This window comes from Methylobacterium sp. WL1 (assembly GCF_008000895.1).
Taxonomy (GTDB): domain Bacteria; phylum Pseudomonadota; class Alphaproteobacteria; order Rhizobiales; family Beijerinckiaceae; genus Methylobacterium.
Genome location: NZ_CP042823.1, coordinates 3852687 through 3877500, shown reverse-complemented (window position 1 = coordinate 3877500; position 24814 = coordinate 3852687). Strand labels below are relative to the sequence as shown.

General features: G+C 67.9%; 28 protein-coding genes and 1 tRNA gene (1 of these 29 running past the window's edge). 13 read left to right on the top strand and 16 right to left on the bottom strand.

What is annotated here, in order from left to right:
- The 3 genes in view from FVA80_RS18805 to FVA80_RS18795 are tightly spaced (at most 48 nt apart) and all read left to right on the top strand, a layout consistent with a single transcriptional unit that may run on beyond the window.
- A protein-coding gene (locus FVA80_RS18805; protein WP_147910430.1) for a response regulator transcription factor crosses the window boundary here: on the top strand, nt 1-134 show its 3' portion. The gene continues 562 nt to the left of window position 1, outside the view; only the last 134 of its 696 coding nucleotides appear in the window; the start codon falls outside the window, past its left edge; the stop codon is at nt 132-134.
- A gap of 2 nt (nt 135-136) precedes the next feature.
- Complete coding sequence (locus FVA80_RS18800) at nt 137-1636, top strand: ATP-binding protein (RefSeq protein WP_187193731.1); 1500 nt, start codon at nt 137-139, stop codon at nt 1634-1636.
- 48 nt (nt 1637-1684) lie between these two features.
- Nucleotides 1685-2470, top strand: coding sequence for a 3-hydroxybutyrate dehydrogenase (locus FVA80_RS18795; protein WP_147910429.1), 786 nt, complete (start codon nt 1685-1687; stop codon nt 2468-2470).
- Nucleotides 2471-2518: 48 nt separating this feature from the next.
- On the opposite strand, the gene FVA80_RS18790 is transcribed toward FVA80_RS18795, so the two are convergent.
- Nucleotides 2519-2896 (bottom strand): CsbD family protein, encoded by a 378-nt coding sequence (locus FVA80_RS18790; RefSeq protein ID WP_147910428.1) that lies wholly within the window; start codon nt 2894-2896, stop codon nt 2519-2521.
- A gap of 178 nt (nt 2897-3074) precedes the next feature.
- Entirely contained in the window at nt 3075-4061 is a 987-nt protein-coding gene (meaB, locus tag FVA80_RS18785) for a methylmalonyl Co-A mutase-associated GTPase MeaB (RefSeq protein ID WP_147910427.1), read from the bottom strand.
- A 242-nt stretch (nt 4062-4303) separates the two neighbouring features.
- On the opposite strand from meaB, the gene FVA80_RS18780 reads away from it, so the two are divergent.
- Nucleotides 4304-5332 carry an alpha/beta hydrolase gene (locus FVA80_RS18780; protein ID WP_147910426.1) on the top strand — a complete coding sequence of 343 codons (1029 nt, stop codon included), beginning with the start codon at nt 4304-4306 and terminating at the stop codon, nt 5330-5332.
- A 17-nt stretch (nt 5333-5349) separates the two neighbouring features.
- Here the strand turns inward: FVA80_RS18780 and FVA80_RS18775 are convergent, their stop codons facing one another.
- Nucleotides 5350-6234: a transglutaminase family protein gene (locus tag FVA80_RS18775; protein WP_147910425.1), complete on the bottom strand. Its 885-nt coding sequence runs from the start codon at nt 6232-6234 to the stop codon at nt 5350-5352.
- 248 nt (nt 6235-6482) lie between these two features.
- Here FVA80_RS18775 and FVA80_RS18770 point away from each other — a divergent pair, with 248 nt between their 5' ends.
- From FVA80_RS18770 to FVA80_RS18760, 3 genes are all read left to right on the top strand, one after another.
- Nucleotides 6483-6833 (top strand): hypothetical protein, encoded by a 351-nt coding sequence (locus FVA80_RS18770; RefSeq protein ID WP_147910424.1) that lies wholly within the window; start codon nt 6483-6485, stop codon nt 6831-6833.
- A gap of 75 nt (nt 6834-6908) precedes the next feature.
- The gene (locus FVA80_RS18765) at nt 6909-7421 is read left to right on the top strand and encodes a DUF533 domain-containing protein (protein WP_147910423.1); all 513 of its coding nucleotides are present in this window, start codon (nt 6909-6911) and stop codon (nt 7419-7421) included.
- A 204-nt stretch (nt 7422-7625) separates the two neighbouring features.
- Entirely contained in the window at nt 7626-8618 is a 993-nt protein-coding gene (locus FVA80_RS18760; RefSeq protein ID WP_147910422.1) for an esterase, read from the top strand.
- A 189-nt stretch (nt 8619-8807) separates the two neighbouring features.
- Here FVA80_RS18760 and FVA80_RS18755 read toward each other — a convergent pair whose 3' ends face one another.
- Together FVA80_RS18755 and FVA80_RS18750 are read right to left on the bottom strand one after the other, a co-directional pair.
- The gene (locus tag FVA80_RS18755; protein ID WP_147910421.1) at nt 8808-9989 is read right to left on the bottom strand and encodes a pyridoxal phosphate-dependent aminotransferase; all 1182 of its coding nucleotides are present in this window, start codon (nt 9987-9989) and stop codon (nt 8808-8810) included.
- Between the two features lie 24 nt (nt 9990-10013).
- Complete coding sequence (locus tag FVA80_RS18750; RefSeq protein ID WP_147910420.1) at nt 10014-10205, bottom strand: hypothetical protein; 192 nt, start codon at nt 10203-10205, stop codon at nt 10014-10016.
- 176 nt (nt 10206-10381) lie between these two features.
- Here FVA80_RS18750 and FVA80_RS18745 point away from each other — a divergent pair, with 176 nt between their 5' ends.
- A complete protein-coding gene (locus FVA80_RS18745) occupies nt 10382-10672 on the top strand; it encodes a hypothetical protein (RefSeq protein ID WP_147910419.1) in 291 nt (96 codons plus the stop codon).
- A gap of 6 nt (nt 10673-10678) precedes the next feature.
- Here the strand turns inward: FVA80_RS18745 and FVA80_RS18740 are convergent, their stop codons facing one another.
- Together FVA80_RS18740 and FVA80_RS18735 are read right to left on the bottom strand one after the other, a co-directional pair.
- Nucleotides 10679-12031 carry an ATP-binding protein gene (locus FVA80_RS18740; protein WP_246692435.1) on the bottom strand — a complete coding sequence of 451 codons (1353 nt, stop codon included), beginning with the start codon at nt 12029-12031 and terminating at the stop codon, nt 10679-10681.
- Nucleotides 12032-12322: 291 nt separating this feature from the next.
- A complete protein-coding gene (locus FVA80_RS18735; protein ID WP_147910543.1) occupies nt 12323-12751 on the bottom strand; it encodes a cupin domain-containing protein in 429 nt (142 codons plus the stop codon).
- A gap of 78 nt (nt 12752-12829) precedes the next feature.
- Between FVA80_RS18735 and FVA80_RS18730 the strand changes: the two genes are divergently transcribed.
- Nucleotides 12830-13453, top strand: a complete 624-nt coding sequence (locus FVA80_RS18730) for a ribonuclease D (protein ID WP_147910542.1) — start codon at nt 12830-12832, stop codon at nt 13451-13453.
- Between the two features lie 167 nt (nt 13454-13620).
- On the opposite strand, the gene FVA80_RS18725 is transcribed toward FVA80_RS18730, so the two are convergent.
- The 6 genes from FVA80_RS18725 to glnA all read right to left on the bottom strand — a co-directional run bounded on the left by FVA80_RS18725 (nt 13621) and on the right by glnA (nt 17565).
- Complete coding sequence (locus FVA80_RS18725; RefSeq protein ID WP_147910541.1) at nt 13621-14259, bottom strand: VOC family protein; 639 nt, start codon at nt 14257-14259, stop codon at nt 13621-13623.
- Between the two features lie 40 nt (nt 14260-14299).
- Nucleotides 14300-14458 carry a hypothetical protein gene (locus FVA80_RS30605; protein ID WP_187193412.1) on the bottom strand — a complete coding sequence of 53 codons (159 nt, stop codon included), beginning with the start codon at nt 14456-14458 and terminating at the stop codon, nt 14300-14302.
- A 192-nt stretch (nt 14459-14650) separates the two neighbouring features.
- Nucleotides 14651-15064, bottom strand: a complete 414-nt coding sequence (locus FVA80_RS31360; RefSeq protein WP_246692023.1) for a hypothetical protein — start codon at nt 15062-15064, stop codon at nt 14651-14653.
- Nucleotides 15061-15351 carry a hypothetical protein gene (locus FVA80_RS18715; RefSeq protein WP_147910540.1) on the bottom strand — a complete coding sequence of 97 codons (291 nt, stop codon included), beginning with the start codon at nt 15349-15351 and terminating at the stop codon, nt 15061-15063. The genes FVA80_RS31360 and FVA80_RS18715 overlap by 4 nt, the downstream gene beginning before the upstream one ends.
- Entirely contained in the window at nt 15338-15676 is a 339-nt protein-coding gene (locus tag FVA80_RS18710) for an RNase A-like domain-containing protein (protein ID WP_246692434.1), read from the bottom strand. The genes FVA80_RS18715 and FVA80_RS18710 overlap by 14 nt, the downstream gene beginning before the upstream one ends.
- Before the next feature lie 479 nt (nt 15677-16155).
- Nucleotides 16156-17565 carry a type I glutamate--ammonia ligase gene (glnA, locus tag FVA80_RS18705; protein WP_147910538.1) on the bottom strand — a complete coding sequence of 470 codons (1410 nt, stop codon included), beginning with the start codon at nt 17563-17565 and terminating at the stop codon, nt 16156-16158.
- A gap of 341 nt (nt 17566-17906) precedes the next feature.
- Between glnA and FVA80_RS18700 the strand changes: the two genes are divergently transcribed.
- The gene (locus tag FVA80_RS18700) at nt 17907-18941 is read left to right on the top strand and encodes a glutamine synthetase beta-grasp domain-containing protein (RefSeq protein ID WP_147910537.1); all 1035 of its coding nucleotides are present in this window, start codon (nt 17907-17909) and stop codon (nt 18939-18941) included.
- Between the two features lie 75 nt (nt 18942-19016).
- Here FVA80_RS18700 and FVA80_RS18695 read toward each other — a convergent pair whose 3' ends face one another.
- Both FVA80_RS18695 and FVA80_RS18690 read right to left on the bottom strand, forming a co-directional pair.
- The gene (locus FVA80_RS18695; RefSeq protein WP_147910536.1) at nt 19017-19193 is read right to left on the bottom strand and encodes a DUF2735 domain-containing protein; all 177 of its coding nucleotides are present in this window, start codon (nt 19191-19193) and stop codon (nt 19017-19019) included.
- Nucleotides 19194-19430: 237 nt separating this feature from the next.
- Nucleotides 19431-19769: a P-II family nitrogen regulator gene (locus FVA80_RS18690; protein ID WP_003600526.1), complete on the bottom strand. Its 339-nt coding sequence runs from the start codon at nt 19767-19769 to the stop codon at nt 19431-19433.
- A gap of 194 nt (nt 19770-19963) precedes the next feature.
- On the opposite strand from FVA80_RS18690, the gene FVA80_RS18685 reads away from it, so the two are divergent.
- Nucleotides 19964-21466, top strand: coding sequence for an NAD(P)H-hydrate dehydratase (locus tag FVA80_RS18685; RefSeq protein WP_187193730.1), 1503 nt, complete (start codon nt 19964-19966; stop codon nt 21464-21466).
- A 15-nt stretch (nt 21467-21481) separates the two neighbouring features.
- On the opposite strand, the gene FVA80_RS18680 is transcribed toward FVA80_RS18685, so the two are convergent.
- Nucleotides 21482-22711, bottom strand: coding sequence for a multicopper oxidase family protein (locus FVA80_RS18680; RefSeq protein WP_246692433.1), 1230 nt, complete (start codon nt 22709-22711; stop codon nt 21482-21484).
- A gap of 422 nt (nt 22712-23133) precedes the next feature.
- Here FVA80_RS18680 and FVA80_RS18675 point away from each other — a divergent pair.
- A tRNA-Leu gene (locus tag FVA80_RS18675) sits at nt 23134-23218 on the top strand.
- Nucleotides 23219-23359: 141 nt separating this feature from the next.
- On the top strand, nt 23360-24781 hold the full coding sequence (tig, locus tag FVA80_RS18670; RefSeq protein ID WP_147908827.1) for a trigger factor: 1422 nt from the start codon (nt 23360-23362) through the stop codon (nt 24779-24781).
- Nucleotides 24782-24814: the final 33 nt, after the last annotated feature.

The window sequence follows — 24814 nt, the reverse complement described above, 5'->3', positions numbered from 1 at the left end:
CGCAAACCAACGTCATCGACGTCCACGTCTCGCGCCTGCGCGGCAAGCTCGACAAGGGTTTTGCCTCGCCGATCATTCACACGGTCCGAGGTGCCGGCTACGTCCTGCGCTTCGACGAGGGCGCGGCCGGGTGAGCATGGGCCTCCCGATCGAGCCGATGCCCCGCGAGACCTTCGGGGCCCGGTTCCAGAAGCTGTTCCGCACCACCGCGTTCAAGCTCTCGCTCGCCTATCTGGCAATCTTCGCCCTCTGCGCCTTCCTGGCTCTCGGCTACGTCGCCTGGAACGCCCGGACGGTGTTGGACGACCAGATCGTCTCGACCATCGATGCCGAGATCAACGGCTTGTCCGAGCAGTACAATGCCGGGGGGCTCCGGCGGCTGATCACCGTCGTCGAGCGCCGGTCCCGCGAGCCAGGCGCGTCCCTCTATCTGGTGACCACGGCGAGCGGCGAGCACGTCGTCGGCAATGTCGGCTACGTCCCGGCGGCGGTGCTGGCGAGCCCTGGCCAGAGTGAGACCCGATACGGGCGGGGCGATTCGGACGTCGATCCCCATCGGGCGATCGTGCGGGTGTTCACCCTTCCGGGCGGATTCCGGCTGCTCGTCGGACGCGACACCGAGGAGCGCGACCGGTTGCGTGCGGTGATCGGCCGGGCGTTCGGCACCTCCCTCGCCGCCGTGGTGATCCTGGGCGTGATCGGTGGCTGGCTGGCGGCGAGCCGGGTCCTGCGCCGGGTCGACGCCATGACGCAGACAACCCGCGCGATCATGGCCGGCGACCTCGACGGACGACTCTACGTCGCGGGCAACGGCGACGAGCTTGACCGCCTCGCTGCGAGCCTCAACCTGATGCTGGAGCGGATCGGCGAACTGATGCGCGGGATGCGCGAGGTCTCCGACAACATCGCCCACGACTTGAAGACGCCGCTGACACGCCTGCGCAACCGGGCCGACGAGGCCCTGCGCAAAGCCGCCTCGCCGGACGAGCTGCGCAACGCCCTCGAAGCGGTGACCGAGGAGAGCGACGGGCTGATCCGGGTGTTCAACGCGCTGCTGATGATCGCGCGCCTGGAAGCCGGAAGCGCTCGAGAGATCCTGGCGCCGGTCGATCTCGGCGCCGCCGTCCGGGAGGTCGGGGAACTCTATGAGGCGCTGGCCGAGGATCAGGGGTTGGACCTCGACGTGCGCGCGGAGGATGGCCTGATCATCGCGGGCAACCGTGAGCTGATCGGGCAGGCGCTGGCCAACCTGATCGACAACGCCCTCAAGTACGGGGCGGATGGATCGGAGACCCGGGTGGCGGTCGAGGCCGCGCGCTCCGGTGATGCCGTCCGCCTCACCGTGTCGGATCACGGACCGGGTATCCCGGAGGCCGAACGCGAGCGCGTATTGGGCCGGTTCGTCCGGCTGGAGGATGCGCGTTCGCGGCCGGGCTTCGGGCTGGGGCTCAGCCTGGTGAACGCCGTGGTGCGCCTGCATCGCGGGACGCTGCGGCTGTCCGACAACGCGCCTGGGCTGCGGATCGAGCTTGCGTTCCCGGCGCAGAATGTGACCCCGGATTCGAGTGACGGCGCGGCCGAAGCGATACCGTCTCCGGCGGATGCGCCGGGAGGCTCGATTTCGCGCCGGCCTTGAGGCAGGTACGTCGTCACGACATCCCGCCACCGCGACCCAGGAGGTTCCATGGCCCTCACGTCCAAGACCGCCCTCGTCACCGGATCCACCAGCGGCATCGGCCTTGCCATCGCGCGCGGCCTCGCGGCCGAGGGAGCCAACGTCGTGCTCAACGGCTTCGGGGATGCGCAGGCCATCGAGGAGACCCGGGCCGGGATCGAGCGCGAGCACGGGGTGAAGGTTCAGTATTCAGCCGCCGACATGAGCAAGCCCGATGCGATCGGCGAGATGGTGCGGGAGGCCGAGGCGGCATTCGGCGCCATCGACGTGCTGGTCAACAATGCCGGCATCCAGTTCGTCTCGCCGATCGAGGACTTCCCACCGGAGAAGTGGGAGCAGATCATCGCGATCAACCTGTCCTCGGCGTTTCACGCGATGCATGCCGCGATCCCCGGCATGAAGGCCCGGGGCTGGGGGCGGATCATCAACACTGCCTCGGCGCACTCGCTGGTGGCTTCGCCGTTCAAGTCCGCCTACGTGGCGGCCAAGCATGGGATCAGCGGGCTCAGCAAGGCCGCAGCCCTCGAGCTCGCGCCGCACAAGATCACGGTGAACTGCATCTCGCCGGGCTACGTCTGGACGCCGCTGGTCGAGGCACAGATCCCCGACACCATGAAGGCGCGCGGCCTGACCAAGGAGCAGGTGATCGAGGACGTAATGCTGAAGGCGCAGCCGACGAAGGAGTTCGTAACCGTCGATCAGGTGGCGGCGCTCGCGGTGTTCCTGTGCTCCGATGCGGCGAGCCAGATCACCGGGGCCAATATCAGCATGGATGGCGGCTGGACCGCCCAGTAGCGTCGTAGAGTGGCGGCCTCGCCGGAACGTCGGCGAGGCCGCCTCCGATCAGCGGCGCCCGTGGAACAGCAGGGCGATCCCGTAGCCGACCGCGCCGGCGATCAGCAGCGCGACCAGCGGGTTTTCCTCGACGCGGGCGCCGACGGCGGCGCGGCCGTCGCGCAGGTAGGCACCGCCCCGCTCGTAGGCGTCGCCCGCGACATCCCCGGCCCGGCCGTAGGCGTCTCCGGCATAATCAGTCGCCTTGTCGGCGAGGTCCCGGGCCTTGTCCTTGACCTGCCCGTAAGCGTTCTCAGCCTGACCCTGGACATCGCGAACCCGGCCTTCCACCGAATCCCGGTTCGAGCCCACGAAGTCGCCCGCCGCACCCTGGGCCTTACCCAGGGCTTCCTTGGCGCCGCCAACGATCCGATCCGTATCCACCATGACACTCTCCTCGACGTGACCGCGGCACCGGTACGGGAGGAGGTGCCGCAGAATTCCTCGTCGTGCAGCGAACGCGCGAGACCGGGTTTGCGTACCGTGACCCGGCGATTTTCTGTGCCTTGGGCCGCGCGGCGTCGATCAGGGTAAACAAGCCGGCGCCGGAACGGGCCGCGGAGCCTCAGAGGCCGATCAACTCGGCGATGGCCGCGGCTCCAGCGGCGGGCGAGGTCTCGCCGCGGGCGACGCCGGCCTCGGCCTCGGCGGTGCTGCGCCTGACCTCGGGCGAGCCGACGAGGCGCTGGTGCAACCGCTCGTGAACGAGCGCCCACATCCATTTCACGTCCTGCGTCCGGCGCTTGGCTTGGATCTCCCCGGTGGCGGTGAGCTTTTCCCGGTGATCGACGATCCGCGCCCAGAGCGCGTCGAGGCGCAGGTTGTGGAAGCCCGAGATCGTGACCACAGGCGGCGTCCAGGTTGACGATGCGGGGGTGAGGATGTGCAGGGCGGCGCGGTATTCCGAGGCCGCCGCGTTGGCCCGCTGCTCGGCCTCGCCGGAATCGGCCTTGTTGACCGCGATCATGTCGGCGAGTTCCAGGATGCCCTTCTTGATGCCCTGAAGCTCGTCGCCGGCCCCGGGCAGCATCAGCACGAGGAAGAAGTCGGTGAGGTCGGCGACCGCCGTCTCCGACTGGCCGACGCCCACCGTCTCCACCAGGATCACGTCGAAGCCGGCCGCCTCGCAGAGCAGCATGGTCTCGCGGGTCTTGGCCGCGACGCCGCCCAGCGTTCCGGAGGACGGGGAGGGGCGGATGAACGCCTTGGGATCGTGGGCGAGCCGCGCCATCCGGGTCTTGTCGCCGAGGATCGAACCGCCGGTGCGCGATGAGGACGGGTCGACTGCCAACACCGCGACCTTGTGGCCGGCCTCCGTCAGGTTCGATCCGAGGGCATCGATGGTCGTGGACTTGCCGACCCCCGGCACGCCCGTGATGCCGACCCGGATCGCCTTGCCGGTCTCCGGCAGAACCAAGTCGATCAAGGCGGCGGCGAGCGCCCGATGGTCGGCGCGTTTCGACTCCGCCAGGGTGATCGCCCGGGCCAGGGCGGCACGGTCGCCGCCCAGCAGTCGCGCGCGCAGGCTCTCGATGTCGATGGTCGGCGTCATGGATCCTTCATGGCGGCGGTTGGCGCTGCCGTCGAGGGGGTATCGTCGCCGGGCCGCGGCCGCGGGGTCTGAGCCGTCTCAACGCGCGCGCGATCAAGCCCGCAGGGTCGACCCCCAACCCTGTGTCCGCGGCACCACGGGGGGCTGAATACCCGTACTCCACAGGGCCGGTGGGCGATCGTGCCCCGCCACGGTCACGATCCTGCGCGACGGATGGCGCCCCGCCCGAACGCACCCGGATCATGTCGAGCCAGACCGTCTCACGCCGCGCACTCCTCCGGATCGGCGCCCTCGCGGGGGCGGCGGGGCTCGCTCCGAGCCTTGGCGCCTGCGTCACCGATGACCTCGGCACCTCTGCGGCGCTGCCCGAAAAGCAGTCGGCGCTGGACGTCATGCCGGTGCTGCTGGTGGCCACGACGCGCAAGCCGGTGGGCAACCCGCCCCGGCCGCCGTACTTCAATTCCGAGCGCGGGCGCGGCCTGAGCTTCGCGGAGGTGCGCCTGTCGCCCCCCGACCGCTCGCTGCTCGGCAAGGTGTCGGCAGTCATCACCGGCGACTGGACCATCGGGGCCGTACCCAAGACCGAGAGCGGCCCAGGTGCCGCCGAGGCCTTCGCGCAGGCGGCGCTCGGCCGCGACGTGCTGATCTACGTCCACGGGTATCGGGAATCGTTCGAATCCGCCGCCGTGAGCGCGGCGCGCCTGTCGGACGGCATCCGGTTCCGGGGCGTCTCGGGCCTGTTCACCTGGCCGTCCGCCGCCGCGACCTTCGACTACAACTACGATCGCGAGAGCGCGCTCTGGTCGCGCGATGCCTTCGAGGACCTGCTGAAGGCCGTCACGTCGACATCGAGCGCCGGGCGGATCAACATCGTCGCCCATTCGATGGGCACGCTGCTGACCCTCGAGACCATCCGGATGCTGCGGGCCGAAGCCGGCGAGGCCGCCATGGCGCGGATCGGCGCGGTGGTGCTGGCCGCCCCCGACATCGATTTCGACCTGTTCTCGAACGGCGTCGCCCGGCTCGGCCCCGACGTGTCGAAGATCACCGTGATCTCATCGACCAACGACCGGGCGCTCGAACTGTCCGCGGCGATCGCGGGCGGCGTCCGGGCCGGCGCCGCCGACCGCGCCAAGCTTGAGGCGCTCGGCGTGCGCGTCGCCGACGCCTCCGATTACGGCGGCGGCCTGATCAACCACGACCTGTTCCTGTCGAACCCCGAGGTGCAGGCGGTGGTCAAGCGCGCCATCGCCCGCGGGGCGGGGGTCTGAGAGAGCCAGCCCGGCACTCACCCCATCCGGGTCGCCATGCTCTGCGGCGGCAGCGGCTCTTCGGGTAGGATCGGTGCGTCGCCGGACGCGTCGAGATGGTCGATCCGTTCGGCCCAGACCCGGAAGCCGACGAGGGGATTGGGGCCGAACGTGTGGGTCAGCGGCACGTCCGCGGCGTCGCGGCCGTAGGCGACCATCACCCGGCCGATCCGCGGGCTGTTGTTGCGCGGGTCGAACACGTGCCAGCGCCCGCCGAGAAACACCTCCATCCAGGCCGCGAAGTCGCCGGCCGGGTGCGGCTCGGGCTCCCCGATGAAGCTGATGTAGCCCGTGCAGTAGCGGGTCGGCACGTTAAGGGCGCGGCAGAAGGCCACGGCGAGGTGGGTGAAGTCGCGGCAGACGCCCCGGCCGCCGGCATAGGCATCCTGCGCCGTGCGGTCGCCATGGGCGAACTCGTACCCGAATGCGATGTGGTCGTGCACGAAGTCGCAAACTGCCTGCACCCGGCCCCAGCCCGGCTCGAGATGTCCGAACAGCCGCCATGCCTCGTCGGCCAGCAAGTCGGATTCGCAGTAGCGGCTGGGCAGCAGGAACACGATCGTCTCGGGCGGCAGCGCCTCGATCGCGTGCTGCTCGGCCTCGGGATGGGCCGGGTCCGGGCTTCCGTCGTCGCCGATCACCGCGTCGGTCCCGAGGGTGAAGTTCCCCGCCGGGGCGGTCAACCGGCCGCACAGGTTGCCGAAGCCGTCGCGATAGAGATCGACCGGCACCGGCGGCTCGGTGCGGAGCGTGTCGGGCGCCTCGAGGGCGTCCGCCCGGGTGGGATGCACGTTCAGCATCACCACCATCGGGACCGGATAGGGGAAGGCGTAGCGCATCTCGCAGCCGAGCCTGATCCGCATCCGCGGTGATCCTTCTTTCCGGTTGGTTTCGTTACGGCCATCGGCCGGGCAGGATTCGCGCCACGCATTCGCGGCGGACTGACTGAGACGGGCTTGGCGGGCGTCCGGTTCACCCCTACAGCATCCGCGCGCGGCGCTCATGACCGCCGGGGTAAGCTTAGGCATTTCTCCCCGGGGCGGTGCGTCGCACCCGCGCGCGATCCCGCTGACCGGGCGCGCCAAGGACGGTTACGAGAAGGATGCCGGCCATGTTCACGCTCGAGATCGAGGGCACCGCCGTGGCGGTGATCAACAGCGACGAGGCGTCCGCCAAGGACCTCTTCACCTGCGAGGGTTTCAAGGAAGACATCCGGACGATGACGAGCGACGGCAAGCCGCTCTGGAACGGCACCTCGCCGCTCACGATCCGGGCCGCCAACGAGGACGAGATCGAGATCTTCGAGGATGCGCTCGCCGAGGATGACGGCGAGGGCGAGTTCACCGACGACAAGCACCATGCCGGCGGCGACACCGCCGAGGAGGAAGACGAGGACGAGGCGGACATCGTCTTCCTCGTCGACATCGACGAGGCGGACGAGGACGACGAAGCCGACGCCTGACATCTGCCGCTGAACTTGGCCGCCTCCCGGGGGTTTCCGATCCGATTCGGAACGCAACACCCCGGGAGGACGGACATGGCTGATAGCAGGCAGATCGTTGATGCGCTGGTGCGCGCGCGGCGCGGCGGGGTCGCCGCGAGCGCGGCTCTTGGCGGCCTCGCGCTGATCGGCGGGATCGCCTACAAGGCGCTTCGCGGTTCGGCACCACCGTCCCAGGACGGCCCGGACTTCTCGAAGGTCGACGAGGACGAGGCCCGGCTGATGCTGCGGGCCATGGTGGCCGCCACCATCGCGGACGGCATGATCGATACCGCCGAGCGCAAGCGCCTCGACGCGGCGGTGGCCGAGGCCGGCCTCGATCCCGACGGGCGGGCCTGGCTCGACCGGGAACTGGAAAGCCCCGCCGAGATCGACGAGATCGCCGAACGGGTGAACGAGCCGGAGGCGGCGGCGCGGATTTACGCGGCCGCGCGGCTCGCGATCGATCCGGACACGCTGCAGGAGCGTCAGTTCCTGAAGATGCTCGCCGAGGCCCTCGACGTGCCCGGCAACGCAACCGCCTCGATCGAGCGAGACATCGGCGCCTGACCGATATCCATACCCGGCTTTGGATCTCCCGCGGCGGCGGAGCTTCGTGCTAGCGTTGCGGTGCGGTGATCCGGGTCGACGCGTCCCGGCCGCTGAAGGCCGGGACGTTCCATGCCAGTGCTGCCGCCATCGCCCGCTCGGTCCCATGCGCGACGGGCCGTCCGGGGCCTCACCGGGGCTCTGCTCGCTGGGAGTCTGATCGCCATGAGCGTCGCCCCCGTCCGCGCCGCCGATCCGCCGCCCGCCCCCCTGACTCTGTCGGGCCAGGGCAGCTTCTTCGTCGGCGGTCGCGATATCCAGTCCGATACGCTCTCGACCCTGCCGGCCTACGCGCCGTCCGGGACGATCACGGTCGATCAGGTCTATGTGCGCTATCAGATTCCGGTCGAGCCCGTGCGGCCGCCGGTGGTTCTGATCCACGGCTGCTGCCTCACCGGCAAGACCTGGGAGACGACCCCGGACGGGCGAATGGGCTGGGACGAGTTCTTCGTCCGTCGCGGCTTCCCGACCTACGTCATCGACCAAGCGTGGCGCGGGCGCTCGGCGATCAGCCCGGCCCAGATCGACGCGGTGAAGATGGGCAAGGCCGAGGCCGATTCGCTGCCGCCGGTCTTCTCCGCCGGGCGCGAGCCGGCCTGGGCGATCTTCCGGTTCGGGCCGGAATACCCGAAGGTGTTTCCGAGCATGCAATTCCCCCTGGAAGCCCAGGGCGAGTTCTGGAAGCAGATGGTCGCCGACTGGTCCGCCGCCCTGCCGGTGCCGAACCCGACCGTGCCGGCCCTGTCGGAACTCGCCAAACGGCTGAAGGGCGCGGTGCTGGTCTCGCACTCGCAATCGGGCATCTACCCGTTCCAGACCGCTGCTCTCGACCGCACCGGGATCCGGGCCATCGTGGCGATCGAGCCCGCCGCCTGCCCGGATCCGGCCAAGGACGATCTGGCCCCCTACAAGGACCTGCCGATCCTGGTCCTGTTCGGCGACTACGTCGACGCCTCGCCCCGCTGGGCCCCCCGGCTCAAGCAGTGCCGCAGCTTCGTGGCGGCTGCGAACGCGGCCGGCGGCCGGGCCGAGCTAATCCTGCTCCCGGAAATCGGGATCCACGGCAATTCGCACATGCTGATGCAGGACAAGAACAGCCTCGACATCGCCGACTGGCTGGCCGGCTGGATCGAGAAGCGGGTGACGGGGAAATCCTGATCGGACAGCCGGCGTCGCAACCGGCCCGTCCTCCCAATCATCACCTCATCCTGAGGTGATGCGCAGCAGCCGCGAAGGAGCCGTCCAGGACTCGCGCGGCGGGCGGGAGGACTTTTTCGCGGGCTTCGCTTTGCTACGCCACCGCAGGATGAGGGGGAAATCCGGAACGGGCTCGTCTCGTAAGCTTGGTCAGCCCGGTTTCCGCTCCGACAGAAATTTTCCCATCCGCTCGATCGCCCGGCGGATGTTCTCGGCCGAATTTGCGTAGGACAGCCGGATATAGCCTTCGCCGTGGATCCCGAAATCCGGGCCGCCGATCACCGCGACGCCCGCCTCCTCCAGCAGGGTGGCGGCGAGGGACTTGGCCTTCCACCCGGTCTCGGAGACATTCGGAAAGGCGTAGAACGCGCCCTTCGGGGCAATGCACGAGACGCCCGGCAACGCGTTCAGCCCGTCGATCACGATCGCCCGTCGCCGGTCGAACTCGGCCACCATCTCGGCCACGCAATCCTGCGGGCCGTCGAGCGCCGCGATGCCGGCCCATTGGGTCGAGGCGTTCACGCAGGAATGGGCGTTGACCGCGAGCTTCCGGGCCGCGTCGTAGAGCGGCTTCGGCCATACCGACCAGCCGAGTCGCCAGCCGGTCATCGCGTAGGTCTTCGACGCGCCGTCGAGGTAGATCAGCCGGTCGCGAATCTCGGGATAGGTCAGCAGCGAGTGATGGGCTTCGCCGTCATACGTCATCGTGCCGTAGATCTCGTCCGACAGCACTGCGACATCCGGGTGGTCGGCAAGGCCCGCCACCAAAGCGTCGATCTCCGCCTTGGGCGTCACGCCACCGGTCGGGTTGGCGGGCGAGTTCACGATCAAGAGGCGGGTCTTCGGCGTGATCAGGGCCAAGGTCTCGGCGGCCGAGAAGGCGAAGCCGTTCGCCTCGCGGATCGGCACCGGCACCGGCGTCGCCCCGGTGAACTCGATCATCGAGCGATAGATCGGAAAACCCGGATCCGGGTACAGGATCTCGGCGCCGGGCTCGCCGAACATCAGGATCGCCATGAACATGGTGATTTTGCCGCCCGGCACGATCATCACGGATTCGGGCGAGACCTCGACGGCGTGACGGCGGTGGATGTCGCGCGCCACGGCCTCGCGAAGACCCGGGATGCCCACGGCCGGCGTGTAGCCGTGGTGCCCGTCGCGCAGGGCCTTGATGCCCGCCTCGACCACGTGGGCCGGCGTCGGCATGTCGGGCTGGCCGATGCCGAGATTGATCACGTCCCGCCCTTGGGCTGAGAGCGCCTGGGCGCGGGCCAGCACCGTGAACGCGTTCTCCTCGCCGATGCGCGAGAAGGCCGGGACGACGTGCAGCATCGCGCTCTCCGCGGGACGGTCGTTCTAGTGCTTGGTGCGCTCGGCGAGCTTCATGGCCCCGAACGACATCGCCACGGCGATCGCGCCCAGGATCACGAAGGTCTTCACCGAGGCGTAGAACAGGGCCGGCTCGATGCCCGTGTCCGTGTAGAGCACCAGGCCGATGGCGGCCAACGGCAGGGAGAGCAGGATGAACAGGGGGACGAGCGGGTTCATATTGGGCACTCGGATCCGGCGCGCGGTGGGCCGCGGCTCGTGGGCGTCGAACCTGCATACCACCCTGCTGCAACGGTTGGGACCCCGGCGGCGGCAGTTTTTCGCTGGATCGCGCTGCCGCTCACCGAAGCGCAAGCATTTAACCGGATACTGGCTTTCCGGGAGGAGATGCCAGTATGCGCCCAACAGCAGTTACGTCGAGAGGCAGTAGCCAAAATCTATCGCCGCTCGACATCCTGACGGCGCAGATCGGCCGGCTCCTGCGGCATCCTGCCTACAGGCGCGAAAGTGTCGTCAGTTCGCTGCTGCAGCGCCACCTGCCGAAAGATGCCGGCTATGCCTGGAACGGCGAAGCCGCCCTGCGCGACCGTCTCGGCCGTGCCGCCCTCGACGCGGCGAGCATCGACCATCTCATCCGCAACGCCCAGGCCGAGATCCAGCGCCTGCGGGGGCCGAGCGACGCCTGACGGCCGTCAGGCCGGAACCCGAACGGTCGCCCGCAGCCCGCCCAGCGGGCTCTCGTGCAGGGCGATATCCCCGCCATGCGCCCGGGCGATATCCCGGGCGATCGCCAGCCCGAGCCCGGATCCGCCCGCATCCTGGCGAGAATCATCGAGGCGCACGAACGGCTTGAACACCTCCTCGCGGCTCTCGGGCGGGATCCCCGGGCCGTCGTCGTCGATCGAGACGTAGAAGGCGCGGGCCTCCAGCCGGCCGGAGATCGCCACCGTGTCGCCGTACCGGGCGGCGTTGGCGGCGAGGTTGAACAGGCAGCGCCGGAACGCCCCCGGCCGTACCGTGACCTCCGGGGCTCCCGCCAGATTGACCTCCGAGACATGGGCCCCCAGGCGCTCAACGTCGCTGCGCAGGTCTTCCAGCAGCACGCGCATGTCCGTGGGCGTCGCCGGCTCGGCGGAATCACCGCGCGCGAAGGCGAGATAGCCCTCCAGCATCCGGCTCATCTCGTCGACGTCACGGCTGAGATCCTCGATCTCACTGGTCTGCTCGAACAACGCCAGGGAGAGGCGGAAGCGCGTGAGGATGGTGCGTAGGTCGTGGCTCACGCCGTTGAGCATCGTCGTGCGCTGCTCCATGGCCCGCTCGATGCGCCGCTTCATCTCGATGAAGGCGTGGCCGGCCTGGCGCACCTCCCGGGCTCCGCGCGGCCTGAACTCGATCTCCCGACCCTTGCCGAAGCCCTCCGCTACGGCGGCGAGCCGCAGGATCGGTTTGATCTGGTTGCGCAAAAACAGGATCGCGACGCCGAGCAGCACCAGCGACGAGCCGATCATCCAGACCAGGAAGATGTGCGAGTTCGATGCGTAGGCCTGGCTGCGCCGGGCGGTGATCCGCATCACCCCGTCGGGGATCGCGACCCGGATCTCGATCAGGTTCGAGCGGCCGACCGTGTCGATCCAGAACGGCCGTCGGATCTGGCGGCTGATCTCGTCTGAGAGCGCTTCGTCCAGGATCGAGAAGAACGGCCGCGGCCCTTGGGTCGGAAGCTTGGCGCCCTTCAGGATGTCGAGGTCGAGGTTCAGCCGCTCCGCGGCGATGCGCGACAGGGTCTCGGCATCCCGGTCTTGGGGGTAGCTCTCGTAGATGTCGATCAGCGCCGCCACGTCCGCGGTCACCGCGGCCGACAGGCGCTTGGTCACGAGCTGCCAGTGCCGCTCCATGAACGTGTAGGCGATCACCGACTGGAGCAGGACCACGGGCGCGATGATGATGATCAACGACCGGGCATAGAGCCCCTTGGGCAGGACATCGCCGATCGACCGGCTCACGCGCTTCCACAGCCGGTGCGGTGCCGAACGCGGCCGCACCGGGTCGGTCCGCAGGGTGCGCGCCAGGACGGGATCGGGGGCGTTCACGAAACCGCGCGCCCGCGTCCGCCGAGGCGGGATCGGGATCGGCGACGTGGGGGCCGTCTCAGGGGGGCGGGCATGGCGCGGGCGGCTGCGAGAGGTCGGGCGTTATCGCACCGGCACCGCGATCGGCCAAGGCGGCGCGGGCGCACGGGATGGGCCTCCGTTCCAACCCGTGCGCCGGCAGCGATGTCTCGGCCGAAGCGGTCGTCGCCCTGAATGCGGTCCGGTGCCGGTCGCGCCCGGACGCTAGCCCCTTGGCGTCGGCCGCCAGTCGGGCGGGGCCATCTCGAAGCCGGAGAAGTCGAAGCCCGGCGAGACCGTGCAGCCCACGAGCGTCCAGGCGCCGAGGCTGGTGGCGGTCTGCCAATGGCCGGCCGGCACCACGCATTGCGGGCGCTGCCCGGCGGCGAGGTCGGGTCCGAGATGCTGGGCGGTGGCGTCGTGGCCGTTCGGGCTCGTGGTGATCACCAGCGGCGCGCCGGCATGCCAGTGCCAGATCTCGGTGGCGTCCACGCGGTGCCAGGCCGAGGCCTCGCCGATGTCGAGCAAAAAATAGATCGCGGTGCCGACCGAGCGGCCGTCCACCATGCGCGGATCGCGGAAGGTCTCGCGGTAATGCCCGCCCTCCGGATGGGGTTTGAGGCCCAGGGTCGCGATCACCTCGGCTGCGGTCATGGTCTCGCCTCTCCGTCGTTCACTTGCTGCCACGGGGCCTCGATGGTACCGGCCAAATCAGTCGAAGGTCCCAAAAACATGCCGAGCCCGATCGTACGCCTCCACCGCGGCGACCTGCCCACCGATTACGATGCGGGCCGGGCGGTGGCCATCGACACCGAGACGCTCGGCCTCAACCCGCACCGGGACCGGCTCTGCGTGGTCCAGATCTCCACCGGGGACGGCACGGCGGACGTGGTCCAGATCCCGCAGGACGGCCCCGAGCCGGCGGTGCTCAAGCGCGTCCTGGCGGATCCCGAAGTCCTAAAAATCTTCCACTTCGCCCGGTTCGACGTGGCGGTGCTGTTCAAGGCGTTCGGCGTAATGCCGGCGCCGGTCTACTGCACCAAGATCGCCTCGAAGCTCGCCCGCACCTACACCGACCGCCACGGGCTCAAGGACGTGGTCCGCGAGCTGGTGGGCGTCGATCTCTCCAAGCAGCAGCAATCCTCCGATTGGGGCGCCGAGACCCTGACGCAGGCGCAGCAGGATTACGCGGCCTCGGACGTGCTCCATCTCCACGCCGCCCGGGAGCGGCTCGACGCGATGCTGGCCCGCGAGGGCCGCACCGATCTCGCCGCGGCCTGCTTCGCCTTCCTGCCGACCCGCGCCCGGCTCGATCTCGACGGGTGGCCGGAGACCGACATCTTCGCGCACACCTGAGCGGTGGCGCCCGGTCCCCGCGCGGCGATTCCTGTGCAGAACGGGGCTTTCCCGTCACCGCGGCGCGATGGGGGGCTGCTAGGTTTCCTGCGCCGGGGCTCGCGAGTCGCGGCCAGGCCCTCCTCGCCGGTCATCCACCCGATCAGGCCGGCCGGGAGGGCCCGTCCTCAGGTCAGCGTGCGCGGGCCGGACGGCGTCGCGATCCGGGCGGTGTAGCGCGGGAGCGGGCCGGGGACGATCCGCAGCGGATCGACGAGGCCGAGCCCCGCCAGCCGGGCCGCCGTCGCGTCCGGATCCGGGTGCTCCAGCGTGAAATCCGCGAGACGTGCCCCGAGATCCGGCATCGTCCCGGCCGGGTGCGGACGGCGGCCCCAATCCATCGCGTAGGGCGCGGCGCCGTCCGCCGGCCAGGTCCCGTCCGGGCGCAGGCCGAAGCGCCACGACAGCGCGCCCCGGGTCATCGTCGCCGCCGCGCCGAGCAGGTCGGGATGGGCGGCGAGCAGGGTGTCGAGGTCGTCGGTGCGGGCGACGAAGCCGCGCAGCCGCCGGCCGGCCTCCCACTCCGCCCGCACCCGCGCGGCCTCGCCGAGGCCGAACCAGCGGGCGCGCGCCGGAGGCGCTGCCTCGGGATCGACGGCGATCACTTCGAGGAACGTCGATGCGCCCAGGCGCAGCAGGTGGTTGCGGGTGCCCATTTCGGGATGGCGCCCGCCTTCCGGCATGTCGAGGCCGAGGCAGTCGCGGACATGGGCCACGCCCTCCGCGAGATCGGGGGCCACGACGACGAGGTGGTCGAGGGTGAGCATGCGTGCATCCGCCGCTTTGAACGATCGAGACTGCCGCGTGTCACAAGCTCTTCCGCTGGTCGAGATGAACCTGGATAAGGAAGCGCCGAAGGTCCTCCGGATCACGTAAGTGCAAGTCGATGCAGGCGGTGGCCCAGAGTTTTATCCCTTCCTTCGGTGTCAGGTCGCTCTCCAGCACCGCGCCTTTGAAATCGTGCAAGCAGCTCGATCCTCGCCCTTGAAGCAGCCGAGAATCGCGGCGGTGGCTTCCTCGGACGACGCGTCCTGATCGTCGATGCTCTAATTGAACCGCTCACCGAAGTGGATGAATTCCGGTGTGGCGGGCATCCGTCCCGATTCCCGCCGCGCCCGGTTCCGCAGCTTGCTCTGCCGGCTCACGACTGCTTTCGCGTCACAATCTGTCTCGCACTCTCTTGAGGAAGGCTCGGAGTCCGGCGCCATCATAGAATACGATGTCTGCCTCCGACGACCACCACAGCTTTCGCAGTTCCTCGTCCGAGACATCGTCCTGCGTGAGGGTGTCAAGATAGGCCTTCAGGTGGCCTCGTTCGGTGTCGTCCTTGAAAGGGGAAAGAATCCATTGAATGATCGCGTCTTCAGTCGAAAAATCATCCATAAGATCTTGATGGAATTGACGTGTGAATGTGTCAAATTCTGACGATTTTGACAACGGACGTGAAGCCGATTGGATAATGATTTCAGGGCGGAGGGCTTCTTTTAAAACATCGCCTTCAGCAGTATTTTGCGACATAGGTACAATAATTGCGAAAACGACATAATAATTTTCAGATCTCTTAGTAATCATAATCGGTCACGAATCTTATTCAGGAACAATCTCAGTGGAGGCGCGGAATGGAACAACCACTGCGCTTTCGAGTCGTTCCAGATACCTAATAATTCCTTGTCGTCGAAATCGTCGCTGGCGATAAAAGAGAGATAGCCATGCAAAGATAAGCGACGCTCTTGCGAAAACGGCTCTATGGCAAATTGCAATAATTCCGCCTCGGTGCTGAAAATGCGATCGACGTCTTGAAAAAAGCGTCCGGTTAATTCGTCAAACTCGGGATGTGTAGATATTTCAGTCTCCTTCATTGTAAGGAAATGCCGATTGTACGTGATAACCTCGCGATGACCGCCGATCGCGGACTATATATATGGCAACGCCATACGTATTTCTCATGTACATCACGCCGTCTTTGGTAATGTATGCCTCGCGGCCGGTTCGATATCCGAACCGCGTTGTAAAGTAGGCGCGATCTTTCTCCCCAGACGCCACTTCATCAACGCGCTGCGCGTTGATTGCTAACGTTCGGCTGACGAGATCGTTAGCTGACTCTCGGGAGTCAAACGAGCCGTCGCGTTGCAGTCCACCATGGGCCAACAGGTTTCCCCATTGGCTCTTCCGCACGCGTTCCATCATCTCTTCGTCGGTCTTTCCGACGTGTGAATCAATTGTATGCTCCCAAAATTTTTCCTATTCTTCTTCTAAAAATACATTATATTGGTATTTATCTTTGTCGCTGACATTATATATGCGCGCTGTGTTGTCGTTCTCAGACCGAACTGAACCGTCGTCACTCGTCCACTGTCCCCCGTCCGGATGCCCAGCGTGGACCCGCGGCTGGCCGGGATTGTAGGCCCGAAGGATGAGGCCAAGTCGAAGCAGCTTCACCTCAACACTGAGGGCTGCCAGTTGCCACCGGAACCGGGTGACGACGATCTCTTTCGTGACCATGAATCACCCCGCCTGCGAGCGGGTCATTCATAGGCTAATAATCTTATGTGGCAAGCGTGTTCTTGTTTTGTTCGATAGTCCGCTTTGGAGTAGGCGACGGGCGCTTCCAACTCACCTCTCACAGCCGGGGCCGGGCTTCGCGCCCGGCCCGCCCCTTCACATCACAGCGAGTAGTACTGCACGAACTCGATCGGGTGCGGGGTCATCTCGTAGCGCAGCACCTCGGTCATCTTCAGCTCGATGAACGAGTCGATCTGGTCGTCCGTGAACACGCCGCCCTCCTTGAGGAAGGTGCGGTCCTTGTCGAGGCTGGTGAGCGCCTCGCGGAGCGAACCGCACACGGTCGGGATCTTCTTCAGCTCCTTCGGCGGCAGCTCGTACAGGTCCTTGTCCATCGCCGGGCCCGGGTCGATCTTGTTGCGGATGCCGTCGAGGCCGGCCATCAGCAGGGCCGAGAAGGCCAAGTAGGGGTTGGCCATCGGGTCGGGGAAGCGGACCTCGACGCGCTTGGCGTTCGGGCTCTTGGTCCACGGAATCCGGCAGGAGGCCGAGCGGTTGCGCGCCGAGTAGGCGAGCAGCACCGGCGCCTCGTAGCCCGGCACCAGCCGCTTGTAGGAGTTGGTCGACGGGTTGGTGAAGGCGTTGAGCGCCTTGGCGTGCCGGATGATGCCGCCGATGTACCACAGGCATTCCTGGGAAAGCCCGGCATACTTGTCGCCGGCGAAGACCGGCTTGCCGTCCTTCCAGATGGACTGGTGGACGTGCATCCCCGAGCCGTTGTCGCCGAAGACGGGCTTGGGCATGAACGTCGCCGACTTGCCGTAGCTCTGGGCGACGTTGTGGATGCAGTACTTGTAGATCTGCATGTGGTCGGCGAGCTTGGTCAGCACGTCGAACTTCATGCCGAGCTCGTGCTGGGCGCTGGCCACCTCGTGGTGGTGCTTCTCGACCTTCACGCCCATGGACTGCATCGCGGCCAGCATCTCGCCGCGCATGTCCTGGGCCGAATCCTGCGGCGGGACCGGGAAGTAGCCGCCCTTGGTCTGGACCCGGTGTCCGAGGTTGCCGCCCTCGTAATCGGTGAAGCCGTTGGTCGGCAGCTCGGTCGAGTCGAGCTCGAAGCCGGTGCGGTAGGGGTCGGCGGCGAACTTCACGTCGTCGAACACGAAGAACTCGGCCTCGGGGCCGACATTGATCGTGTCGCCGATCCCGGTCTGCTGCAGGTAGGCCTCGGCGCGCTTGGCGGTGCCGCGGGGATCGCGGGAATAGGGCTCGCCGGTGGCGGGCTCGAGCACGTCGCAGATGATCGACAGGGTCGAGGCCGAGAAGAACGGGTCGAGGCAGGCGGTAGACGGGTCCGGCATCAGCAGCATGTCGGACTCGTTGATCGCCTTCCAGCCCGCGATCGACGAGCCGTCGAACATCGTGCCTTCGGCGAAGATCTCATCGTCGATCAAGGAGACGTCGAACGTGACGTGCTGCCACTTGCCGCGCGGGTCGGTGAACCGGAAGTCCACGTAGCGTACGTCGTTGTCCCGGATGGTCTTCAGAACCTCGGCCGCAGTCGTCATCGTGGGCATCCTCCAGGAAAGGCGTCGGGGATTCTCGCTCGGGGCGGCCGTCGTCGGGTCGGGCCGCACCGGCCGAGCCGCTTGATATCCGTCGCGCGCGCGCGTTGCCACCCGCGGACGGGCGAAATCGCCCATGGAACGAGACGTTTGGCTCTTTCTCGGAGCGAGCCTCTCGATTCTGTGATTGCCTATCCGCGCAATCACCACTCATCGAAGGCGGTCGAAGACAGTCCTGGCATGCTCCATGCGAAGGCGGCAGCGGCCGTCGAGATGGCGGCATGCCGTTCGCGTCGCCTGGGGGTTGACCGGGTCGCGCATCGACAACGGACGAGAGAACCGGAATGACGAAATATAAGCTCGAGTATATATGGCTCGACGGGTATACGCCGGTCCCGAACCTGCGCGGTAAGACTCAGATCAAGGAATTCGACAGCTTCCCGACCCTCGATCAACTTCCGATGTGGGGCTTCGACGGCTCGTCCACGAAGCAGGCCGAGGGCGGCAGCTCCGACTGCATGCTCAAGCCCGTGCGCCACTTCCCCGACCCGGCCCGCAAGAACGGCGTCCTGGTCCTGTGCGAAGTGATGATGCCGGACGGCAAGACCCCGCACGAGTCGAACAAGCGCGCGACCATCCTGGACGATGCCGGCGCCTGGTTCGGCTTCGAGCAGGAGTACTTCCTGTACAAGGACGGCCGCCCGCTCGGCTTCCCGGCCAGCGGCTTCCCGGCCCCGCAGGGCCCCTACTACACCGGTGTCGGCTATTCGAACGTCGGCGACGTCGCCCGCAAGATCGTCGAGGAGCACCTCGACCTCTGCCTCGACGCCGGCATCAACCACGAGGGCATCAACGCCGAGGTGGCCAAGGGCCAGTGGGAATTCCAGATCTTCGGCAAGGGCTCCAAGAAGGCCGCCGATGAGATGTGGATGGCCCGCTACCTGCTGCAGCGGCTCTGCGAGTCCTACGGCATCGACGTCGAGTACCATTGCAAGCCGCTCGGCGACACCGACTGGAACGGGTCGGGCATGCACTGCAACTTCTCGACCGCGTTCATGCGCGAGCACGGTGGCAAGGCCTATTTCGAAGCGCTCATGGAGGCGTTCAAGACCAACCGCGAGGATCACATCGCCGTCTATGGCCCGGACAACCACATGCGGCTGACCGGCAAGCACGAGACCGCCTCGATCCACGAGTTCTCGTACGGCGTGGCCGACCGCGGCGCCTCGATCCGCGTGCCCCACTCCTTCGTGAACAGCAGCTACAAGGGCTACTTGGAGGATCGCCGCCCGAACTCGCAGGGCGACCCCTACCAGATCGCCTCGCAGGTGCTGAAGACGATCTCTTCGGTGCCGACCGAGGCCGCCGTCGCAGCCTGAGGCAGACGGAAAGCCAAGAGCTTTCGACGTCGAGCAATCCCCGGAGCCGGGCCCTCGCGCCCGGCTTCGCCGTTTTCAGGTCCGGCGCGGGCGCTCGTCGTCGCGGATCGCGGCCTCGTGGTACCAGGCGCCGCCGAAGCTCGGCATCGACGCAGGCTTGGCCTTCTCGGCCGCCCGCGGCGCCGGTCGGGCGCGCCGGAACGCCGACAATTCGTAGATCTTGGCGGTCTCGCGCCCGTCGGTTCCGGCCATCACATGGTCCTCCTGAGTGGGATCGAAGCGGCCGATCCGGCCGTGCGATCCCGAGGATGTGGGGTTGCCGCCCCAACACTCCATGCCCCGGCACGTCGATGCCGGACATTCGTGCAGCGTGAATTCTTAGGCAGGATGGTGGCGGGACAGGAAGCACAAGTTCGAGGCGCGGGAATGCTGATCGTTCCCGTGATCAAGGCGTAAGATCCGCGGGCTGGACGCCGCGCGGATCAGCCTTCAGATCGCGTCGGTGCCAGTCTCGCCGGTGCGGATGCGGATCGCTTCTTCGATCGTCGAGACGAAGATCTTGCCATCGCCGATGCGCCCGGTCTGGGCCGACTTGCGGATCGCTTCCACGGCGCCCTCGACGAGGGCGTCCGACAGCACGATCTCCAGCTTCACCTTGGGCAGGAAGTCGACCACGTATTCGGCGCCGCGGTACAGCTCCGTATGGCCCTTCTGACGGCCAAAACCCTTTGCCTCGATGACGGTGATGCCCTGGAGGCCGACCTCCTGGAGCGCCTCCTTCACCTCGTCGAGCTTGAAAGGCTTGATGATCGCTTCGATCTTCTTCATGCCGCTCGGGCCTGCGCTGCGCTGCCGGATATTTCTAACATCGTCGGGAAGCCTCCGCCACGCCGATTTCGCGACGGGCATCACGTTAATGCCCATTCGGAGCGCAAGCTACGCACATCCTTCGGGCTTTCGATGATTTTCTGGCGCATTTTTAATCAGAGGTGTTCGGTGCACGGGCAGACGTGGGGATGAGCATGCGAGTGCTGACGGTGGCGGCGATGCGCCGGGTCGATGCGGCGGCCATCGACTGCGGTATTCCTGGCTTTCGACTGATGGAGGCCGCTGGTGCCGTGGTGGCCGCCCGCGCCGCGGCCCGGTTGCCCGATGGCGGACGGGCCGTCGTGCTGTGCGGGCCCGGCAACAATGGCGGCGACGGGTTCGTCGCCGCGCGGCTGCTGGCGGAACGCGGCTACCGGATCGAACTGTGCGTCCTCGGCGATCGCTCCGCCCTAACAGGTGATGCAGCCCTCGCGGCCGAGGCCTGGACCGGCCCCGTGCATCCAGCCACGGCCGACGCACTGCCCTCCGGCGACCTCGTGATCGACGCGCTGTTCGGAGCCGGCCTGTCGCGCGACCTCGACGGTGCCGCCCGTGCCCTGGTCGATGCCGTGAATGCCGGTGGCTGCCCGGTGCTGGCTGTGGACGTCCCGAGCGGCGTGGACGGCGACACCGGCGCCGTACGCGGCGTCGCGATCCGCGCCGTGGAGACCGTGACCTTTGTCGCGTTCAAGCCGGGGCATCTGCTTCAGCCCGGGCGGGGCCTGTGCGGGCACCGGCACCTGGCCGATATCGGGGCGGGTGAAGCAGCCTTGGCGATCGGCCTCGCAGCGGCCGAGCCGGCGCTCTACCGGAACGGGCCGGATCTGTGGGTACGGGTGTTCCCACGTCTAGCCGGCGAGAGCCATAAATACACCCGCGGGCACGCGTTGGTTCTGTCCGGGCCCGCCACCAAGACCGGTGCGGCCCGGCTCGCCGCCAGGGGCGCCCTGCGGGTCGGGGCCGGCCTGGTCACGCTCGCGTCCCCCACGGCTGCGCTGGCGGAGAACGCCGCCCAGCTCACCGCCATCATGCTGCGTCCCTGCGAGACCGCCGACGACCTCGACGACCTGCTCACCGATGAGCGCCTCAACGTCGTGCTGGCCGGTCCGGGCCTTGGGATCGGTGAGCCGACCCGCGAGCGGGTTGCGGTGGCGGCCGCCGCCGGGCGCAGCCTAGTCCTGGATGCCGACGCGTTGACCAGCTTCTCGGGGCAGGCCCCTTTGCTGGCCGCCCATATCGCGGACGGGGAATCGCACGCCGTGCTCACCCCCCATGAGGGCGAGTTCGCGCGGCTGTTCGGCGGCACGGACGCCACCACCGAGGGCGCCGACAAGGTCGCCCGCACCCGCGCCGCCGCCGCACTCACCGGTGCCGTCGTCGTGCTGAAAGGATCCGACACCGTGATCGCGAGCCCGGACGGCCGGGCGACGATCAACGATCACGGCACCCCGTATCTCGGCACGGCCGGATCGGGTGATGTGCTCGGCGGCCTGATCGCCGGGTTGTTGGCGCAGGGCATGCCGCCCTTCGAAGCCGCCGCAGCCGCCGTCTGGCTCCACGGCGATGCCGGCCTGCGCCACGGCCCGGGCCTGATCGCCGAGGACATTCCCGAACTGATGCCCGCTGTCCTCAGTGGTCTCCTCGACGCTGCCCCGTAGGGAACGGGCTGCCGTTCAGGTGACCTCGAACAGGGTCCACAGGCCGGTGTCGAACCGCTCCAGCACCGTGGCGCTGATCAGCCAGCGCCCCGGATTGTCGGCCAGGAAGCCGATGCGGGCGGTCCGGCCTTCCAGAAGCTGGAACGTGTCGAGCCAGTAGGGCTCCCAGCCGTCGTCGAGGGGATGGAGAAGCCGGAAGCAATGGCCGTGCAGGTGCAGGGCCTGCGGGAAGCCGGTCTCGTTGCGCAGGGCCAGAACCACGACCTGCCCGCGCTTCACCGTGAAGATCGGCTGGAGGCCCGTTGTGGCGCTGGCCCCGTTCACCGCCCAGATCTTCTGGGGATCGCCGGTATAGACCGGCTCTGGCGCCGGCTTTTCCTTTCCGGCATCCTTGGCGGCCTTCGGGACGATCGCGCCGCCGGTGATCACCACGTCCCGCCGCAGGGCGTTCTGGAGCTTGATCTCCGCGGGCAGGCGCTTGTTCTCGCCGATCGGGCCGATCGGCGGCCGCTTGTCGGCGATCGGGGTCCCCTTCGTGGTGACGGTGGCCAGGGTCAGGCCCTGTCCGACCAGCGCGATGATCGAGCACACGGCGCCTTCGGTCTCGGGCAGGTCGACCATCAGGTCGTAGCGGGTGCCCGGAGGGAACGGCAGGGTCGCCCGCAGGGGCTCGAACGTGTCGGTCGGCTGCCCGTCCACCGCCGCCACGTAGACCTTCACGCCCTCGAACCGGAGCCGGGTTCCGCGAGCGTTGCAGGCATTGCCGAGCCGCAGGCGGACGCGCGCGCCCGGACGCGCTTCGAACGTGTCCGGAACGGGCTTGCCGTTGACGGTCACGAGATTGCCGAGCCGTCCGTTCGCCGCTGCGAACTGAACCTGACCGAACGGCATCACGCTGGCGTCGTCTTCCAGCCGCCAATCTTGCATCACCAGGCCGACGTCTGCATCGACCAGCGGCGGGGTCGCCTCTTCGACCACCAGCATGCCGGCGAGACCCCGGCCGGACGGCTCGCTCGCTCCGCCGACCACGAGGGGGCGGATCAGGAAGGTGCCGGCGTCGGGAGGCGTGAACTGGTAAAGAAAGCTGCCGCCGGGCGGGATCGGCGCTTGGGTGACGCCGCCGACGCCGTCCATCGCGTTGACGTTGCGCACCCCGTGCCAATGGAGCGAGAGCGGCTTGTCGGTGCGGTTCTCGATCTTGAGCCGGACCGGCTGACCGATCTTGACCCGGACCAGCGGGGGCAGGGCCTTGCCGTCGAAACACCAGACCGGTGTCTCGGCCGCGGGCTCGGGCCGCAGACGGGTCTTGCCCGGGCGGCCGGCAGGGCGGGGGTGGGAGGGAGCGGCATCCGCCGGGGCGGAACGGGTGTCGCCGAGCCGTCCTGGGAGCCTGGGCCCGCCCCGTCTCCGGCATCAGCCCGAACGCGGCCGCCGTGGCGAGCAGGGTCCGGCGCGACGGCTGACCGGTGCGCGGATCGGTCGGCGGCACGGGGCGGGATGAGGTCATGGGATCTCGACGGCGGCTCGCGATGGCCCCGGCTAGATAGCGGCGTGCCCGCCCGCGCGCCACCGCCGCCACGGGAGGTCAAGTTTTTTGCTGCGAGCCGTGCGGCCCATGCTATAGGGCGCGCTTCCGGCGGCCGGCGACGCGCCGGGTGTCGGCGCGCGCGGGCGTGGCGGAACTGGTAGACGCGCTGGATTTAGGTTCCAGTGTCGCAAGACGTGGGGGTTCGAGCCCCTCCGCCCGCACCAGGACGCTTCCAGATGGCGCGGTCCCGTTCGGGGCCGCCTCATCCCCGTATCCGACACCGTCGTATCCCGGACCGCGCGACCAAGTCACACGACGCCGGCCCGGCCGGCGGCCACAAGGTCTTTTGAAGAGCGACGACGACGATGCAGGTGACCGAGATCAACGCCCAGGGTCTGAAGCGCGAGTTTCAGGTGCTGCTGGCCGCCCAGGAACTCGAGGAGCGCCTGAATACCGAGCTCTCCGGCATGAAGGACAAGGTCCAGCTGAAGGGCTTCCGCCCCGGCAAGGTCCCGGTGGCGCATTTGCGCAAGGTCTATGGCCGGTCCGTCATGGCCGAGGTGGTGCAGAACGCGGTCAACGAGGCGAACCGCAAGATCGTGGCCGACAACGATCTCAAGCTCGCTCTGGAGCCGCAGGTCGAGTTCCCGACCGACCAGGCCGAGATCGAGAAGGCGCTCGACGCCAAGGCCGACCTGGCCTTCAAGGTCGCCCTCGAGGTGATGCCGAACTTCGAGCTGGCCGACCTGTCCGATGTCAGCCTTAAGAAGCTCGTCGCCAAGCCGGAAGAGTCCGAGGTCGATGAGGCCCTGCAGCGCATGGCCGGCCAGAGCCGCCCGTTCAGCGAGCGGGAAGAGGGCGCCGAGGCTCAGGACGGCGACCGCGTGACGATCGATTTCGTCGGCCGCATCGACGGCGAGGAGTTCCAGGGCGGCAAGGGCGAGGGCATCGACTTGGAGCTCGGCTCCGGTTCGTTCATCCCCGGCTTCGAGGAGCAGCTGGTCGGCGCCAAGGTCGGCGACAAGCGGGTCGTGAAGGCGACCTTCCCGGAGGCCTACGGGGCCGAGCAGCTCGCCGGCAAGGATGCCGAGTTCGACGTGACCGTCACGAAGATTCAGGCGGCCGGCGAAGCCAAGATCGACGACGAGTTCGCCAAGTCGCTCGGCATGGAATCGCTCGAGAAGCTGCGTGAGGCGATCGCCAAGGCGATCGGCGGCGACTTCGAGGCGGCCTCGCGGCGCAAGCTGAAGAAGGAACTCCTGGACGCCCTGGACGGCAAGTACGCCTTCGAGCTGCCGCCCTCCCTGGTCGCGCAGGAATTCGCCAGCGTCTGGGCCCAGGTCGAGCAGGACCTGAAAGCTCGCGGCAAGAGCTTCGAGGACGAGGACACCACCGAGGAGAAGGCCCAGGCCGACTACCGGAAGATCGCCGAGCGTCGCGTCCGGCTCGGACTCGTGCTTGCGCAGGTCGGCGAGAGCGCCGATATCAAGGTTTCCGACGAAGAGGTGAACCAAGCCCTCATCGCTCGGGTCCGGCAGTTCCCGGGCCAGGAGCAGCAGGTGTGGGACTTCTACCGCAAGAACCCGCAGGCGCTCGCCGAGCTTCGGGCGCCGCTGTTCGAGGAGAAGGTGGTTGACCACGTCCTCGGTCAGGTCAAACTCGTCGAGGAGCCGGTCTCGAAAGAGACGCTTTTCGCCGATGAGGATGACGACGACACGACCGGCGAGAAGCCGGCAGATAACGCCGAGGCCAAGGACGAGTCCAACGCCGAGGCAAAGGCCGACTGAGCCCCGCACTGTCCCAGGACGGCGGGCATAGGG

Coding starts and splice junctions, on each gene's coding strand:
- FVA80_RS18760 (WP_147910422.1), top strand. CDS start 7,626: ATGAGCGTCGCCCCCGTCCGCGCCGCCGATCCGCCGCCCGCCCCCCTG.
- FVA80_RS31360 (WP_246692023.1), bottom strand. CDS start 15,064: ATGATTACTAAGAGATCTGAAAATTATTATGTCGTTTTCGCAATTATT.
- FVA80_RS18745 (WP_147910419.1), top strand. CDS start 10,382: ATGCGCCCAACAGCAGTTACGTCGAGAGGCAGTAGCCAAAATCTATCG.
- FVA80_RS18775 (WP_147910425.1), bottom strand. CDS start 6,234: ATGCGGATCAGGCTCGGCTGCGAGATGCGCTACGCCTTCCCCTATCCG.
- FVA80_RS18730 (WP_147910542.1), top strand. CDS start 12,830: ATGCCGAGCCCGATCGTACGCCTCCACCGCGGCGACCTGCCCACCGAT.
- FVA80_RS18750 (WP_147910420.1), bottom strand. CDS start 10,205: ATGAACCCGCTCGTCCCCCTGTTCATCCTGCTCTCCCTGCCGTTGGCC.
- FVA80_RS18755 (WP_147910421.1), bottom strand. CDS start 9,989: ATGCTGCACGTCGTCCCGGCCTTCTCGCGCATCGGCGAGGAGAACGCG.
- glnA (WP_147910538.1), bottom strand. CDS start 17,565: ATGACGACTGCGGCCGAGGTTCTGAAGACCATCCGGGACAACGACGTA.
- FVA80_RS18780 (WP_147910426.1), top strand. CDS start 4,304: ATGTCGAGCCAGACCGTCTCACGCCGCGCACTCCTCCGGATCGGCGCC.
- FVA80_RS18735 (WP_147910543.1), bottom strand. CDS start 12,751: ATGACCGCAGCCGAGGTGATCGCGACCCTGGGCCTCAAACCCCATCCG.
- FVA80_RS18710 (WP_246692434.1), bottom strand. CDS start 15,676: ATGGAACGCGTGCGGAAGAGCCAATGGGGAAACCTGTTGGCCCATGGT.
- meaB (WP_147910427.1), bottom strand. CDS start 4,061: ATGACGCCGACCATCGACATCGAGAGCCTGCGCGCGCGACTGCTGGGC.
- FVA80_RS18690 (WP_003600526.1), bottom strand. CDS start 19,769: ATGAAGAAGATCGAAGCGATCATCAAGCCTTTCAAGCTCGACGAGGTG.
- FVA80_RS18700 (WP_147910537.1), top strand. CDS start 17,907: ATGACGAAATATAAGCTCGAGTATATATGGCTCGACGGGTATACGCCG.
- FVA80_RS18725 (WP_147910541.1), bottom strand. CDS start 14,259: ATGCTCACCCTCGACCACCTCGTCGTCGTGGCCCCCGATCTCGCGGAG.
- FVA80_RS18715 (WP_147910540.1), bottom strand. CDS start 15,351: ATGAAGGAGACTGAAATATCTACACATCCCGAGTTTGACGAATTAACC.
- FVA80_RS18800 (WP_187193731.1), top strand. CDS start 137: ATGGGCCTCCCGATCGAGCCGATGCCCCGCGAGACCTTCGGGGCCCGG.
- FVA80_RS18795 (WP_147910429.1), top strand. CDS start 1,685: ATGGCCCTCACGTCCAAGACCGCCCTCGTCACCGGATCCACCAGCGGC.
- FVA80_RS18765 (WP_147910423.1), top strand. CDS start 6,909: ATGGCTGATAGCAGGCAGATCGTTGATGCGCTGGTGCGCGCGCGGCGC.
- FVA80_RS18790 (WP_147910428.1), bottom strand. CDS start 2,896: ATGGTGGATACGGATCGGATCGTTGGCGGCGCCAAGGAAGCCCTGGGT.
- FVA80_RS18695 (WP_147910536.1), bottom strand. CDS start 19,193: ATGGCCGGAACCGACGGGCGCGAGACCGCCAAGATCTACGAATTGTCG.
- tig (WP_147908827.1), top strand. CDS start 23,360: ATGCAGGTGACCGAGATCAACGCCCAGGGTCTGAAGCGCGAGTTTCAG.
- FVA80_RS18685 (WP_187193730.1), top strand. CDS start 19,964: ATGCGAGTGCTGACGGTGGCGGCGATGCGCCGGGTCGATGCGGCGGCC.
- FVA80_RS18770 (WP_147910424.1), top strand. CDS start 6,483: ATGTTCACGCTCGAGATCGAGGGCACCGCCGTGGCGGTGATCAACAGC.